The following is a 13,711-nucleotide window of genomic DNA, read 5'->3' as shown; positions in this document are numbered from 1 at the left end:
AAAATCGGGATAAAACACTTTGCCCGTGCTGAAACGATACTTGACTGTGATCTACGCCGTAGTTGGTTTTTCGTAGACGCGCAAACGACCTAGCTCGTTTTGCCAGACCAGCTGAACACGCCTGCCAGCGAGCCCCCTACTCCGACACCGAAGCCACCTGACAAATGGCGGTTTTCCAGAACGTATTTCTTCAAGCTCAGTTGATCCGCGTCATCCAGGCATAGCCCCGGGTTCTTGGCCAGCGCCACTTTCACAGCGCCGTACGTATCCCCAGCCAACACCACCTGCGTCGCCTTGCCCAAGCCCGGATTCCCGGCCAGGTTGAGCCGTACGCTCTGCAGCGGGTCTTTGGCCAGCAGCAACTGCACACTGTGCGCCAGCTTCGGATGCAGCGAAAGCATGATCTTCAGTGCCGCATCGGCATTCTTCAGCAACAGCTGCTGCTCGGCCTCGGTCAGTTCAGGGCGTTTGGCAAAGGCTTGCTTGATACTGCTGTCGCCATGTTCAAGCAGTTGCCGTTCTGCGCCACTCGCCAACGAAGGGTTGAGAATCAACGCCGCCACGACCGAGGTATCCTTGTCCTTGAGCAGCTGCAACTGCATGACCTCAGGCAGGGCCGGGTTGCTCGCCAGCCCTCGACGCACCTCAACCTCCGGGTCGCTCGCCAACAACTGCAGCAGCATCGGGCCTTTCACGCGACCGGCCAATTTGGCCCGCAGCTCCCTGGCAACCTGCCCGTCCTTGACCTGACGCACCAGCAGATCTTCTGGCGCGTTATCGTTCAGGCAGGCCAACGCGAGTAGTTCAACATCATAGAGCGGGCTGTTCTGTGCAATGTTGATACGCATCGTCAACAGCCGCTCAGGGCAGCGTGGGTTCTCGTAAACCGCCTTCACCACACTGCGTTGCGAATCACCCGCCAGCTTCTCCAGTTGATCGTCCGGGCAATCGGGGTTGCTTGCCACTTCTTCACGTTTCACCTGATTGGGGTCTGCGGCCATCCTGATCATCTGCGCCACACTCAAGCCTTGATACTCGGACGCCGGGCGCAACTTGAGCTTCTCGAACAGCTCTTCATACTTACCAACCTGCTCGCGCAAGGTTTCCCGCAAAGGAATGGTGGACTGGATAGCCTCAGCCAAATGCGCTTGCGTCAGCGGGCTGCCAGCAATGAAGGCATTGGCCAGGGCTTCGTTGACCGCGTTCTCGATATCCGCACCACAGTAGTCACGGCACTGCTGGACAAGCGCAGGCAAGTCCAAGCCGTCCACCGGCTGGCGGGCCTTGCGCAGGTGAATCTTCAGAATATGTTCGCGCTCCACCGCGTTGGGGAAGCCGACGTAGAAAATCTCGTCGAAACGGCCTTTGCGCAACAACTCAGGTGGCAGTGCGCTGATGTCATTGGCGGTGGCAATGACGAACACCGCTCCAGTCTTCTCCTGCATCCAGGTCAGGAAGTAGCCCAGCAGCCGCGCAGTGACTTCCGAGGCATTGCCGCCGCCCATGCCGACAAAGGCCTTCTCCAGCTCATCGACCCAAAGAATGCACGGGCTGACCATCTCCGCCATGTTCAAGGCGCGACGCATGTTGTGCTCGCTTTCACCGACGTATTTCCCCAGCAGCGAGCCGATATCCAGGCGCAGCAGGGGCAATTGGAACAGGCTGGCAGCGACCCTGGCGGTCAGCGATTTACCGCAACCGGGCATGCCTGCAATCAGTACCCCTTTCGGTGCCTTGACCCCTTGCCGGGTGGCTTTGTCCAACTGCGACACAATGGCCGCACGTTGTGCCAGCCAGTGTTTGAGCTTCTCCAGCCCGCCGATGTCGTCCGGCGCTTCATCGACGCGAACCAACGCCAGTACACCGCTTTTGGCGATGATCTGTTCCTTCTCATGGAGCATGGTTTTCAACCCCTGCTCAGTCAGCACCGGCGTCTGCAGGCTGACTATCCGCAACAACCGGCCGATCTCGCTGGCGGTCAACCCGCTCAGTCCGGACACCGCCAGGTCAACCAGATCGCCTGGCAGGGTCAGTTGCCCACTGGCATCAGCCTGCGCCAGCAGCGCTTGAATGTCCTCGCGATCCGGCAGTGGAAGCGGCAACAAGGTGACTTGAGACTCGATCGAAGCAGGGATGCACACCGACTCGGACACCAGGATGACCGAACAACCAATGGCATGGCCACGCTCGATTCGGTTGAGCAATTGTTTGAGGCGGGCAATCGCCAGGCGGTTGTTCTCCAGCGCAAGCCGCGCCCCCTTGATCAGAATCAGCGTCTGCTCCAGGTCTGCATCCAGCAACTGAAGCAGCGCGTGCTCCAGCTCGGTAGTGCCAGAGTCCGGGTTGCTCAGCGGCTGTTTGTTCGTGAAGTCGACCCAGCCATGGCCCAGGTTCCACTCATGGATACGTTTGAGCCCGAGCCGCTCTTGAAGCGCGATCAGCAACTGATCGACACGGGCTTCTTCGGCGGAGTGGATGAAAATGGCGGGGGCACCGGCGCGCAACTGCGCTTCCAGTTGCGCCGCAAATACCGGTTTGTTCGTCATCGACATCACCTCAGTTGAACAACCCACCGACGAAATTCTTCACGCCATCGGCAAACGCCGACACCGCCTCCCTGATCCCCTCGCTGACTTTCCTGACGACCTTGCTGGCCACTTCGACAATCTTCCGGCCGCCCTTTTCAATGAGTGCGCCCACCGCCTTACCACCAAGACGCCCGGCAATACCGCCCAACATGCCACCCACGGCCACGCCCTGAGGGCCAAACGCTGCGCCTAGCGACATGCCCCACTGCGTGCCGAGCTCTGCGCCTTTTTCTTCGGCCATCTGCGCCAATGATCGCGCGGCCACCAGCGTGGTCTGTTCGATGGCATTAATGGCACTGTCGGCAAGGATGTCACCCTGCCCCAACTTGTACAGCGCCTTGGCCTGCTCAAGACCGGTATAGGTCGTTGCAGCAATCACCTCGACCGGCGTTTCAGCGGGCAGGCCCAGCCAACCGCGCTTGGCGGCCACCAGCACCCCGCCCGAAACGGCAACCTGTGCGCCGACGTGCTGGGCCGACTTCAGCGAGCTGTCGAAAAATGCCTGCAGGGCCTCGCTGGCCGGTGCGTTTTCCTCACCCCGCATCCAGTTCCAGGCCCGCTGGCCGAGAATGCGTGCACCGTGGCAGGAGGCATTCAGCGCCGCATTGAGCAGCGCCTGATTGTTGATCTCCTTACTGACCGCCAGCCGGGCGTTGTCGTCCCAGATACTTGGGCGCAGCACTTCACTGGGCAGCGTGGTCTGGCGGATGTCCGGCTGCATCCCCGGCAACAGCGCAGCATTGGCCGACTGCAGCATCCCCTGCACCTGAGCGGCGTAGTCCGGCAGCTTAAGGTCGGGGTTACGCTGGGCGTCCTGCTCCAACTCCCTGGCCAGCCAGTTGGTCGCGCTTTTGCCCATGTCCAGGTGCTGCTGCAGCGAGGCCTTGTGCTGGTTTGTGCGGATTACCGAATCAATGAGCACCTGCGCGACACGTTCAGCCTCAGCCTTGTTCGCCCACAGGTCTGGCTGCTGGTTGAACTCGTGCACCAGCCACTGCGCCAGCGGCATCTCATGACGGTGCTGATCATAGGAGCGGATGAACCGGCAGATCACCTCGATAGCCTTGGGTGCACTGCTCACGTCCGCGAATGCCGCATCGCTCAGAACATCCGCCTGCTGTTCGTAAACAGCATCGTCTTGAGGAGAATTTGCACAAACATTAGGCATGACGGGTCCTTGTGGCTGGCTCATGGCAGCGTGTCCTGAGGGTTTTTAAACGTGCGGGTATGGGAAAGGGGCCGTGGCAAGCAGGCATCACGGCCAGCGATCAGTCGAGGTTACGCTCCCAACTTTCTTGATCTTCACGATCAAACTCATCCCACTCGGCGTCGTCGTCTTCGCTATCGTCGTCTTCGGCGTGGTCGAATAGCGGGTTGGCTTCAGCCTCTACCGCGTCGAAGTCTTCATCGAACTCATGATCGAGCAGGTGATCGTGCTCGGGTTCGTGAATATCAATCTCGTCGTTCATGAAGGGTTCCTGCATTGAGCCAATACATCCAAGGCGCCTGTATAGGCGTGCTTGGCGTAATCGTCAATGGTCCGCTTCAGGAACCCTCGCGCTCAGGGTTTGATCTTCTTCAATTCGTTCAGCAAGCCCATCAGTTGGTCGAGTTTCTCTTCACCGAACTGACGCTGGATCTCCTGGTAGTTGCGCTCCATCTGCTCGCTCATTTCCAGGAAGCACTGATGGCCCTGCACAGTCAGGCTTATGAAGATACGCCGCTGGTCTTCCGTGGATTTGCGCCGTGACACCAGGCCATCGCGCTCCAGGCGCTTGAGCACACCACTCATGCTTGGCTTGAGAATGCACGCCAGGTGCGCGAGTTGATGGCTTTCAAGTTCGCCCTGCTGACGCAGGATACGGATGACCCGCCACTGCTGCTCGGTCAGGTCTTGGGCGTTCAGCGCCGGGCGGAAAAAGGACATGGTCGCTTCACGTGCCTGAAGCAACGTGAGGGTCAGGGAAGGTCTGGGAATAGCCATGATTGAGTTAAACAATGAATGAGGTGGCAGTTTAAGGGTGCCCCGAAGTGGCAGCAAGGGCACCCACGAAAAATAAACATGTTAACAAAATACAAATTGTTACCCACTAGAACCTTGGCGACCTCCAGGGGCACTCCCCGGCTGGAACTGGCCTGCCAACCCGGAACACGCCTCGCCACGCCCCAGATAGATCAGCAGGAACGCACCAAGGCTGCCAACACCGGCAGCCGCCATGGCCAGGCACATCGGCAATGGCGTGCCATTGGCGAAGTAGCTGACCAGCGCACTGAAACCGGCGCCACAGGCAAACTGCCCAGACACCGCCAAACCAGCGGCGGCGCCAGCCTGCTGAGGGTACAGGGCCAATAGACGCGCCACGCTGTTGGCACCCAGTAGCCCGGTAACGCTTACATACACGAGGATGCACGTCGCCATTGCCGCCAGACCGGCCACCCCGGTGAAGCCGACCACAGCCAAGGCCACCCCCGAAAGCGCCGCCAACACCGCGCCTACGCCCAGCATCGGTAGCGTTCCCACCCGCGTGACCAGCCGTGCGTTGACGAAGGTCATGACGATGATTCCAGCGATGTTCATCCCGAACAGCCACGCGTAGTCACTTGGCGAGACGCCAAAATACTCCACATAGACGAACGGTGAGGCGGTGATGAAGGCAAACATCCCGCCAAAGGAGAACCCCATGCACAGAATGCAGCCCAAGGCCCGACGTTGCGTGCCAATGTGCCAGTAGGCAGCAAACGCAGCGCCCACTGAACGGCCACGGCGGCTGGCCGGGTGGGTTTCCGGGATCCAGCGCAGCGACGCCAACAGGCACAGCACCGAGAACAGTAGCAATGCGCCGAAAATACTGCGCCAACCACTCAGGCTCAGCAGCGCGCTGCCCGCCAGCGGTGCCGCCAGGGTGGCGATCATGGTCACCAGGTGCATCAACGACAGCGCTCGCGCCGCCTGATTCAGCGGATACAGGTCCCTGACAATGGCCCTGGCCAGCACCGAGGCTGCGGCACCACCCAACGCCTGAAAGAAACGCCAGGCGATCAACTGCTCCACACTGGATGCAGCCATGCAGCCGACACTGGCCACCAGGTACAGTGCCAGGCCGGCCAGGAGAATCGGGCGGCGACCAAAGCGGTCTGAAAGCGGCCCGTAAAACAACATGCCGATGCACAAACCGAGCAGAAAAACGCCGATGGTCATTTGCACCTGCGTCTGGCTGGCCGCCAGGCTATTGGCGATCTCCGGCAAGCTGGGCAGGTAGGTATCGATCGACAACGGGGCAAAGGCGACGAGCGCAGCCAGCAGCACAAGCAAGCGATCAGGACGGGCAACAGTAGTCATGGGCACACAGACACCGACGAACAGGGGCGAGAACGTTAGCATATTAACTATGCAACTGAAGAGCCCTACCGTCTACCCGTCATGAAAAGTGCAATACATCACCCGGAAAAGCCATTTCCGCGCAGCCCTGCAGGCGCCACCATCGGCCAATAAAAAAGGCAGAGGCGCCATGCACTCCCTATCGCAAGCCCACCTGACGCTGCCGGTACTCGCCTGGCGTGATTTGCGCGTAACGCTGGAAAAACCGGCTGAAGTACGCCGGATCCTTGAAGCCCAGCTGATAACAGATCTCGTTGGCCGAACTGCCGGTAAACAACAGCAGCCGCTTCGCCTCCTGCATGACCCGCTCCAGCACCAAGCGCTTGGACGGCAAGTCAGCAATGCGTCGGCATACGTCATTGAGCCGCGCCTCGGTCACGCCGATGGCCGAAGCATAGGCCGACAGCGCCCAGTGCTCGCGGTAGTGGCGCTCGATCAACTCATTGAAGCGGTGGAAGATCTGCAAGTCTTCGTGGCGAGCCGGTGTTGCCTCGAGCGAATTGGCGCACAGCCGCAGCAGGCTGATCATGATCAAGCGCGTCAGGCTCGACAATGCCGAAGCGTGGCCGGGCAACGACTGACTGTTTTCTTCGCGCAGTGTCTCGAACAGGAACTCCAGGCGACGCGCCTCGTCCTGGTACGGCCCCGACAGCCGACCGAGGGCCACGCAGGCAGCCGGCAAACGCGGCCCCGGAATCAAGCCGGGCTCTGCCTCCATCAGTTGCCAGACCAGTTGCTGGCGCACGGTCAGGACATGGCCATCGGCATCGGCTTCGGTGACAAACGAGTGCGGAATGGTCGGCGGCGTGAGGAAGAACATCGGCCCCGCCTCCACGTACTGCTGGTCATCCAGATAAACCCGCACCGTACCGCTCTTGACGTAGTGCACCTGAACAAAACGGTCGTGCCGGTGCACCGGCATGTTGCGGCCGAAAAAGCCGGCGAGATTACCCAGCTTGTCGTAATGCACTTCGCTGTCGCTGTAGCGCTGGTCGTACACCTTGCCGATGTTGATGTTTGGAATCGGATGGCGATCTTTCATCGCGGGCTACTCATGCTGTTCTTGGTCGCCACGCTGGACCTGTTCGCACGTCACGCGGCGTTTGCCCATCGTACCACTGCCACGGTAAAGGCCGACGCGATGGCAAATACCTTGACGGTCGTTAACATATTAATTATAACGATAACACATTAACAAATAGACGCAGGGCAGCCCATGTCCTGCCCCTGCCAGGAGAAAAGCATGAGCCGTGCCCTGCATGACGTTGCGACCGGCACCTTGTTCGGCGTTGCACTGAACTATCAGGGGCTGCTGAATCAGCACCTCGCCGCCTTTAACGAGCCGCCCTACAAGCAACCACCGGTCAAACCAGTGTTGTTCATCAAGACCCCCAACACCCGTAACCAGCATGACCATGCAGTGGTTTACCCCCAAGGCATCGAGCACCTGCAACCAGGCCCCGCGCTGGGCGTGGTCATCGGCAAGGACGCCAGCCGCGTCAGTGTCGAAGACGCGCTGGACTATGTGGCCGGCTACACCATCGTCAACGAATTCAGCCTGCCGGAAGACAGCTACTACCGCCCTGCCGTCAAAGCCAAATGCCGTGACGGTTTCTGCTCGTTCGGCCCGGAGCTGGTGCCGACCTCGCAGGTTGCCAACCCTCAGACGCTCGATATCAAGCTCTGGGTCAACGGTGAACTGCGCCAGTCCAACAGCACCGCCAACTGTGTCCGCTCGGTGGCGCAGCTGATTGCCGAACTCAGCGAGTTCATGACCCTGCATGAAGGCGACCTGCTGATCACCGGCACCCCTGAAGGCCGTGTCGATGTCCTGCCTGGCGACCGCGTCGAAGTCGAAATCAGCGGCCTGGGCCGCCTCGTTAACCACATCGTGGCCGAGTAAGAGGAGCCCTCATGAAACACGCCCGTATCCGCTTTGAAGGCGAGGTTCACCTCGCCACGGTCGACGCCGACAACGTCCTGCACCTGGCCGATGGTCGCCGTATCAACGAAGACCAGGTCGAGTGGCTGCCACCGGCCACCGGCAGCATGTTCGCCCTGGGCCTGAACTATGCCGACCACGCCGCCGAGCTGGCTTTCGCACCGCCGACAGAGCCACTGGCCTTCATCAAGTCGCCCGGCACCTATACCGGCCATAAACAGATCACCTGGCGCCCGGACAACGTCGCCTACATGCACTACGAGTGCGAACTGGTAGCGGTGATCGGCAAACCGGCACGCAACGTCAAGCGCGAAGACGCCCTGGCGTACCTGGCCGGCTACACCGTGTGCAACGACTACGCGATCCGCGACTACCTCGAGAACTACTACCGCCCCAACCTGCGGGTGAAGAACCGTGATGCCACCACCCCGGTCGGCCCATGGATCGTCGATGTGGCGGACGTACCAGACCCAAGCAACCTGACACTGCGCACCTGGATCAACGGCGAGTTGAAACAGGAAGGCAGCACCCGGGACATGATTTTCGACATTCCCTACCTGATCGAGTACTTCTCCAGCTTCATGACCCTGCAGCCGGGCGACATGATCGCCACCGGCACACCTGAAGGCCTGGCCGATGTCGTGCCAGGCGATGAGGTGGTAGTTGAAGTCGAGGGCGTCGGTCGCCTGGTCAACCGCATTGTCAGTGAAGCTGACTTCTTCAAGAACAAAAAGGCTTGAACACCATGATCAAACACTGGATCAACGGCCGCGAGGTCGAGAGCAAAGACACCTTCGTCAACTACAACCCGGCCACCGGCGAGGCCATCGGTGAAGTCGCAAGTGGTGGTGCTGAAGAAGTCGCGCAGGCCGTTGCCGCCGCCAAGGAAGCGTTCCCGAAATGGGCCAACACCCCGGCCAAGGAACGTGCGCGGTTGATGCGCAAACTCGGCGAGCTGATCGAGCAGAACGTGCCACACCTGGCCGAACTGGAAACCCTGGATACCGGCCTGCCGATTCACCAGACCAAGAACGTGCTGATCCCGCGCGCCTCGCACAACTTCGATTTCTTCGCTGAAGTCTGCACCCGCATGGACGGTCACACCTACCCCGTCGACGACCAGATGCTCAACTACACCCTGTACCAGCCAGTGGGTGTATGCGGCCTGGTGTCGCCGTGGAACGTGCCGTTCATGACCGCCACCTGGAAGACAGCGCCGTGCCTGGCACTGGGCAACACCGCCGTTCTGAAGATGAGCGAACTGTCGCCACTGACCGCCAACGAGCTGGGTCGCCTGGCCGTTGAAGCCGGCATCCCCAACGGCGTGCTGAACGTGATCCAGGGCTATGGCGCCACCGCAGGCGATGCCCTGGTTCGTCACCCGGATGTACGTGCCATCTCCTTCACCGGCGGCACCGCCACCGGCAAGAAGATCATGCAGACCGCCGGTTTGAAGAAGTACTCCATGGAGCTGGGCGGCAAGTCGCCGGTGCTGATTTTTGAAGATGCCGACCTTGAGCGCGCACTGGATGCGGCTCTGTTCACCATCTTCTCGCTGAACGGCGAGCGCTGCACCGCGGGCAGCCGGATCTTCATCCAGGAAAGCGTGTACCCGCAATTCGTTGCCGAGTTCGCCGCCCGTGCCAAGCGCCTGATCGTCGGCGACCCGCAAGACCCGAAAACCCAAGTAGGCTCGATGATCACTCAAGCCCACTACGACAAGGTCACCGGCTACATCAAGATCGGTATCGAAGAAGGCGCCACCCTGCTCGCCGGTGGCCTGGAGCGCCCGGCCAACCTGCCGGCGCACCTGAGCCGCGGCCAGTTCATCCAGCCGACGGTATTCGCGGACGTGAACAACAAGATGCGCATTGCCCAGGAAGAGATCTTCGGCCCTGTGGTCTGCCTGATCCCGTTCAAGGACGAGGCCGAAGCACTGCAACTGGCCAACGACACCGAATACGGCCTGGCCTCCTACATCTGGACCCAGGACATCGGCAAGGCCCACCGCCTGGCGCGTGGCATCGAAGCGGGCATGGTCTTCATCAACAGCCAGAACGTGCGTGACCTGCGCCAGCCGTTCGGCGGCGTGAAAGGTTCCGGTACCGGTCGCGAAGGCGGCCAGTACAGCTTCGAAGTGTTCGCCGAGATCAAGAACGTGTGCATTTCCATGGGCAGCCACCACATTCCACGCTGGGGCGTCTGATACCTGCACGGGAGCCGCCGTTGTTGGCGATAACGACAGCACCCTGTATAGGGTGAGCACAGCGTCGGCAAGGCCGGCTCCTACAACGCACAACAAGAACAATTTTCAGGAGTTTCATCATGGGCGAAGTCGTCCTGGCAGCCAAAGTCTGTCATGTGCCATCGATGTACCTTTCCGAACTGCCGGGCAAACACCATGGCTGCCGTGAAGCCGCCATCGCCGGCCACAAGGAGATTGGCCGCCGCGCACGCGAACTGGGCGCCGATACCGCCGTTGTGTTCGATGTGCACTGGCTGGTCAACAGTGCCTACCACGTCAACTGCGGCGAACATTTCAAGGGAATCTACACCAGCAACGAGCTGCCGCATTTCATCAAGGACATGCACTTTGAGTACCCTGGCTGCCCGGAACTGGGTGAACTGATCGCCGCCGAGGCGAATGCCGCCGACGTGCGCACCCTGGCCCACAACATTCCGAGCCTGGAGCTGGAGTACGGCACCCTGGTGCCCATGCGCTACATGCACATGGACGTTCCGGACGAGCAAAAATTCAATGTCGTTTCGGTTGCGGCCTGGTGTGCCTGGCATCGCCTGGAAGACAGCTTCACATTCGGCGCCGCCGTACGCCGGGCCATTGAAAAGAGCGACCGCAAGGTCCTGGTGCTGGCCTCCGGCTCGTTGTCACACCGTTTCTCGGACGACCGCAACGCTGAAGCGAACATCCACAACTGGACCCGCGAATTCGACAAGCAGATGGACATGCGCGTGGTCGAGCTATGGAAGCAAGGCCGCTTCAAGGAGTTCTGCGCCATGCTCCCGGACTACGCCGCGCACTGCTTTGGCGAAGGCGGCATGCATGACACCGCGATGCTCCTGGGCCTGCTCGGTGGCGCCGACTACAACAAGCCTGTCGAGGTGCTCACCGAGCCGTTCGGCAGCTCTGGTACCGGCCAAATCAACGCCATCTTCCCGGTTTAACGTAGCGCAAGCCTTGAGCAACAGGCTCAAGGCTGCCCGGCGCAGAGGAGTTCCCATGCCGCATTTCATTGCCGAGTACACCGACAACCTCGAAGAGCAGGCTGACCTGCCCGGCCTGTTCGAGAAGGTTCATGCCACCTTGGGCGCCAGTGGCGTGTTCCCACTGGGCGGCATCCGCAGCCGTGCCGTTCGCCTGGACACCTGGCGCATGGCCGATGGCAAGCACGACTATGCCTTCGTGCACATGATCCTGAAAGTCGGCCATGGCCGGGACCTGGCCACCCGCCAGCGTGTCGCCGAAGCCCTGTTCGAGGTGATCAAGGCGCACTTTGCGCCCCTGCAGGCCGAACGCCTGCTGGCCTTGTCCTTCGAGATGATCGAGCTGCACGAGGTCCTGAACTTCAAGGAAAACAACGTCCACGCGTTCCTCAAATCACAAGGCAACTGACCTCGTTGCCTTTACCCCTGATCTCTCTAATAAAAAGCACAAGATCATGAACACAGCCCATAGCGTTCAAGGCATCACCGCCGCTACCCAGGACCGTACCCACAGCATCGTCACCTGGCGACTGATGCCCCTGCTGCTGATTTGTTACCTGTTTGCCCACCTCGACCGCATCAACATCGGCTTCGCCAAGATGCAGATGAGCACCGACCTGCACTTCAGCGATACCGTCTACGGTTTCGGCGCAGGCCTGTTCTTTGTCGCCTACGCACTGTTCGGCGTACCCAGCAACATGGCCCTGGACCGGGTTGGCCCACGCCGCTGGATCGCCACCCTGATGGTGGTCTGGGGCATGCTCTCTACCGGCATGCTGTGGATCGACAGCGCGAGCGGGTTCTACGTACTGCGCTTCCTGCTGGGTGTAGCCGAAGCAGGCTTCTTCCCCGGTATCCTGGTCTTTCTCAACCGTTGGTACCCGGCCGGGCGCCGTGCGCAGGTCACCGCCTTGTTCGCCATTGCCGTACCGATGGCCGGGGTGATTGGCGGCCCACTGTCGGGCGGCATCCTCGAGCGTTTCCATGAGTTTGCCGGGCTGCGTGGCTGGCAGTGGATGTTCCTGATCGAAGGCGCTCCTGTCGTACTGCTGGGCCTGATCGTACTCAAGTGCCTGCCTGACAGTTTCGAAACCGTGAACTGGCTGTCCGACGAGCAGAAACGTCAGTTGCGCGAACAGCTCAGCCATGAAGAGCAACGCAAGTCGATCACCTCGTTCTCCGGCATCCTCAAGGACTCGCAGGTCTGGCTACTGGTCGCCGTGTACTTCGCAGTGATGCTGGCGGTCAACACGCTGGCGTTCTGGATGCCCACCCTGATTCACGGTGCCGGCATCGGCAGCGACGGCAAGGTCGGCCTGCTCAGCGCCGTGCCCTACCTGTTCGGCTGCCTGTTCATGATCGCCTGCGGACGCTCTTCGGATCGTCACCGGGAACGCCGCTGGCACCTGTGCGTACCGCTGCTGATGTCGGCACTGGGGATCGCAGTGGCCGGCCTGGCACCCGCCAATCCGGTCATGGTGCTCAGTGGTCTGGTTGTCGCCGGCATGGGGGCCAGTGCCGCCTTGCCGATGTTCTGGCAGTTGCCACCGGCATTTCTTTCCAACAGTACCCAGGCGGCCGGCATCGCCCTGATCAGTTCGTTCGGCAGCATCGCCTCGTTTCTTGCGCCTTACCTGATCGGCTGGATGCGCGACACCACGCACAGCGCCAGCCTGGCCTTGTATGTACTGGCGTTGTTCATCGCTCTGGGCGGTTTCCTGGTGCTGCGCACCCGGGCTGCCATCGTTAATCCACAGTAAGAGAGCCTTTTCCATGCTTGACCACAGCCTGATTTTGCAAGCCGCTGCCCAACTCGACCGTGCCGAACGCTCGCGCGAACAAGTCCGCCAGTTCTCGCTCGAACACCCGGCCATCACCATCGAAGACGCCTATGCCATCCAGCGCGCCTGGGTAGCGCAGAAGATCAAGGACGGTCGCAAGCTGGTCGGGCACAAGATCGGCCTGACCTCAAGGGCCATGCAAGTTTCCTCGAACATCACCGAGCCGGACTACGGCGCCCTGCTCGATGACATGATGTTCGAAGAAGGCAGTGACATTCCCTTTGACCGCTTCATCGTGCCTCGGGTCGAGGTGGAGCTCGCGTTCATCCTCGGTAAACCACTAAAGGGCCCGAACGTCAGCGTGTTCGACGTGCTCGACGCCACCGAGTGGGTAATCCCGGCGCTGGAAATCATCGACGCACGTATTCAACAGATTGACCCGCAGACCAAGGCCACCCGCAAGGTCTTCGACACCATCTCCGATAACGCCGCCAACGCCGGCGTGGTCATGGGCGGACGGGCCGTGCGCCCGACCGAGATCGACCTGCGCAAGGTACCTGCCGTGCTCTACCGCAATGGCGTGATCGAGGAGTCCGGCGTATCTGCGGCCGTACTCAACCACCCGGCCAAGGGCGTGGCATGGCTGGCAAACAAACTGGCGCCGTATGACGTCACCCTGGAAGCCGGTCAGATCATTCTTGGCGGCTCATTCACCCGTCCGGTTGCGGCCAACCCGGGCGATACCTTCCATGTCGACTACGACATGCTCGGCTCCATCGCTTGCCGTTTTGTCTGAGGA

Annotated in this window: 13 protein-coding genes; 7 read left to right on the top strand and 6 right to left on the bottom strand. The window is 60.7% G+C overall.

Annotated elements, in window-relative coordinates:
• Nucleotides 1-89: 89 nt before the first annotated feature.
• The 6 genes from AB7M23_RS16425 to hpaA form a co-directional block, all read right to left on the bottom strand.
• Nucleotides 90-2,546, bottom strand: coding sequence for an AAA family ATPase (locus AB7M23_RS16425; protein ID WP_454241358.1), 2,457 nt, complete (start codon nucleotides 2,544-2,546; stop codon nucleotides 90-92).
• A gap of 10 nt (nucleotides 2,547-2,556) precedes the next feature.
• The gene (locus AB7M23_RS16420) at nucleotides 2,557-3,756 is read right to left on the bottom strand and encodes a DUF1269 domain-containing protein (protein ID WP_454241357.1); all 1,200 of its coding nucleotides are present in this window, start codon (nucleotides 3,754-3,756) and stop codon (nucleotides 2,557-2,559) included.
• Nucleotides 3,757-3,856: 100 nt separating this feature from the next.
• Complete coding sequence (locus tag AB7M23_RS16415; protein WP_454241356.1) at nucleotides 3,857-4,057, bottom strand: hypothetical protein; 201 nt, start codon at nucleotides 4,055-4,057, stop codon at nucleotides 3,857-3,859.
• A 92-nt stretch (nucleotides 4,058-4,149) separates the two neighbouring features.
• Nucleotides 4,150-4,572 carry a homoprotocatechuate degradation operon regulator HpaR gene (hpaR, locus tag AB7M23_RS16410; protein ID WP_083199727.1) on the bottom strand — a complete coding sequence of 141 codons (423 nt, stop codon included), beginning with the start codon at nucleotides 4,570-4,572 and terminating at the stop codon, nucleotides 4,150-4,152.
• Nucleotides 4,573-4,671: 99 nt separating this feature from the next.
• Nucleotides 4,672-5,928 (bottom strand): Bcr/CflA family multidrug efflux MFS transporter, encoded by a 1,257-nt coding sequence (locus AB7M23_RS16405; protein ID WP_454241355.1) that lies wholly within the window; start codon nucleotides 5,926-5,928, stop codon nucleotides 4,672-4,674.
• A gap of 178 nt (nucleotides 5,929-6,106) precedes the next feature.
• Nucleotides 6,107-7,009 carry a 4-hydroxyphenylacetate catabolism regulatory protein HpaA gene (gene hpaA, locus AB7M23_RS16400; RefSeq protein WP_065757836.1) on the bottom strand — a complete coding sequence of 301 codons (903 nt, stop codon included), beginning with the start codon at nucleotides 7,007-7,009 and terminating at the stop codon, nucleotides 6,107-6,109.
• A 201-nt stretch (nucleotides 7,010-7,210) separates the two neighbouring features.
• Between hpaA and AB7M23_RS16395 the strand changes: the two genes are divergently transcribed.
• The 7 genes from AB7M23_RS16395 to hpaH all read left to right on the top strand — a co-directional run bounded on the left by AB7M23_RS16395 (nucleotide 7,211) and on the right by hpaH (nucleotide 13,708).
• Nucleotides 7,211-7,870, top strand: coding sequence for a fumarylacetoacetate hydrolase family protein (locus AB7M23_RS16395; RefSeq protein WP_099774482.1), 660 nt, complete (start codon nucleotides 7,211-7,213; stop codon nucleotides 7,868-7,870).
• Nucleotides 7,871-7,881: 11 nt separating this feature from the next.
• Nucleotides 7,882-8,649, top strand: a complete 768-nt coding sequence (locus AB7M23_RS16390; protein ID WP_454241354.1) for a fumarylacetoacetate hydrolase family protein — start codon at nucleotides 7,882-7,884, stop codon at nucleotides 8,647-8,649.
• 5 nt (nucleotides 8,650-8,654) lie between these two features.
• Nucleotides 8,655-10,115 (top strand): 5-carboxymethyl-2-hydroxymuconate semialdehyde dehydrogenase, encoded by a 1,461-nt coding sequence (gene hpaE / locus AB7M23_RS16385; RefSeq protein ID WP_065757833.1) that lies wholly within the window; start codon nucleotides 8,655-8,657, stop codon nucleotides 10,113-10,115.
• Between the two features lie 119 nt (nucleotides 10,116-10,234).
• Nucleotides 10,235-11,092: a 3,4-dihydroxyphenylacetate 2,3-dioxygenase gene (gene hpaD / locus AB7M23_RS16380; RefSeq protein ID WP_330523732.1), complete on the top strand. Its 858-nt coding sequence runs from the start codon at nucleotides 10,235-10,237 to the stop codon at nucleotides 11,090-11,092.
• Between the two features lie 55 nt (nucleotides 11,093-11,147).
• Nucleotides 11,148-11,540 carry a 5-carboxymethyl-2-hydroxymuconate isomerase gene (locus tag AB7M23_RS16375; protein ID WP_454241353.1) on the top strand — a complete coding sequence of 131 codons (393 nt, stop codon included), beginning with the start codon at nucleotides 11,148-11,150 and terminating at the stop codon, nucleotides 11,538-11,540.
• Between the two features lie 46 nt (nucleotides 11,541-11,586).
• Nucleotides 11,587-12,891: an MFS transporter gene (locus AB7M23_RS16370; protein WP_454241352.1), complete on the top strand. Its 1,305-nt coding sequence runs from the start codon at nucleotides 11,587-11,589 to the stop codon at nucleotides 12,889-12,891.
• A gap of 13 nt (nucleotides 12,892-12,904) precedes the next feature.
• Nucleotides 12,905-13,708, top strand: coding sequence for a 2-oxo-hept-4-ene-1,7-dioate hydratase (gene hpaH / locus AB7M23_RS16365; RefSeq protein WP_065757829.1), 804 nt, complete (start codon nucleotides 12,905-12,907; stop codon nucleotides 13,706-13,708).
• Nucleotides 13,709-13,711: the final 3 nt, after the last annotated feature.

Source organism: Pseudomonas sp. HLS-6 TE3448 (genome assembly GCF_053629555.1).
Note: the sequence above shows the minus strand (reverse complement) of the source record. Positions and strands in the feature narration are given on the sequence as shown.

Bases quoted from the DNA above. Each gene is read 5' to 3' on its own strand.
- AB7M23_RS16415 (WP_454241356.1), bottom strand. From the start codon at position 4,057: ATGAACGACGAGATTGATATTCACGAACCCGAGCACGATCACCTGCTC.
- hpaE (WP_065757833.1), top strand. From the start codon at position 8,655: ATGATCAAACACTGGATCAACGGCCGCGAGGTCGAGAGCAAAGACACC.
- hpaH (WP_065757829.1), top strand. From the start codon at position 12,905: ATGCTTGACCACAGCCTGATTTTGCAAGCCGCTGCCCAACTCGACCGT.
- AB7M23_RS16420 (WP_454241357.1), bottom strand. From the start codon at position 3,756: ATGCCTAATGTTTGTGCAAATTCTCCTCAAGACGATGCTGTTTACGAA.
- AB7M23_RS16390 (WP_454241354.1), top strand. From the start codon at position 7,882: ATGAAACACGCCCGTATCCGCTTTGAAGGCGAGGTTCACCTCGCCACG.
- hpaA (WP_065757836.1), bottom strand. From the start codon at position 7,009: ATGAAAGATCGCCATCCGATTCCAAACATCAACATCGGCAAGGTGTAC.
- AB7M23_RS16375 (WP_454241353.1), top strand. From the start codon at position 11,148: ATGCCGCATTTCATTGCCGAGTACACCGACAACCTCGAAGAGCAGGCT.
- hpaR (WP_083199727.1), bottom strand. From the start codon at position 4,572: ATGGCTATTCCCAGACCTTCCCTGACCCTCACGTTGCTTCAGGCACGT.
- AB7M23_RS16425 (WP_454241358.1), bottom strand. From the start codon at position 2,546: ATGACGAACAAACCGGTATTTGCGGCGCAACTGGAAGCGCAGTTGCGC.
- AB7M23_RS16370 (WP_454241352.1), top strand. From the start codon at position 11,587: ATGAACACAGCCCATAGCGTTCAAGGCATCACCGCCGCTACCCAGGAC.
- hpaD (WP_330523732.1), top strand. From the start codon at position 10,235: ATGGGCGAAGTCGTCCTGGCAGCCAAAGTCTGTCATGTGCCATCGATG.
- AB7M23_RS16405 (WP_454241355.1), bottom strand. From the start codon at position 5,928: ATGACTACTGTTGCCCGTCCTGATCGCTTGCTTGTGCTGCTGGCTGCG.
- AB7M23_RS16395 (WP_099774482.1), top strand. From the start codon at position 7,211: ATGAGCCGTGCCCTGCATGACGTTGCGACCGGCACCTTGTTCGGCGTT.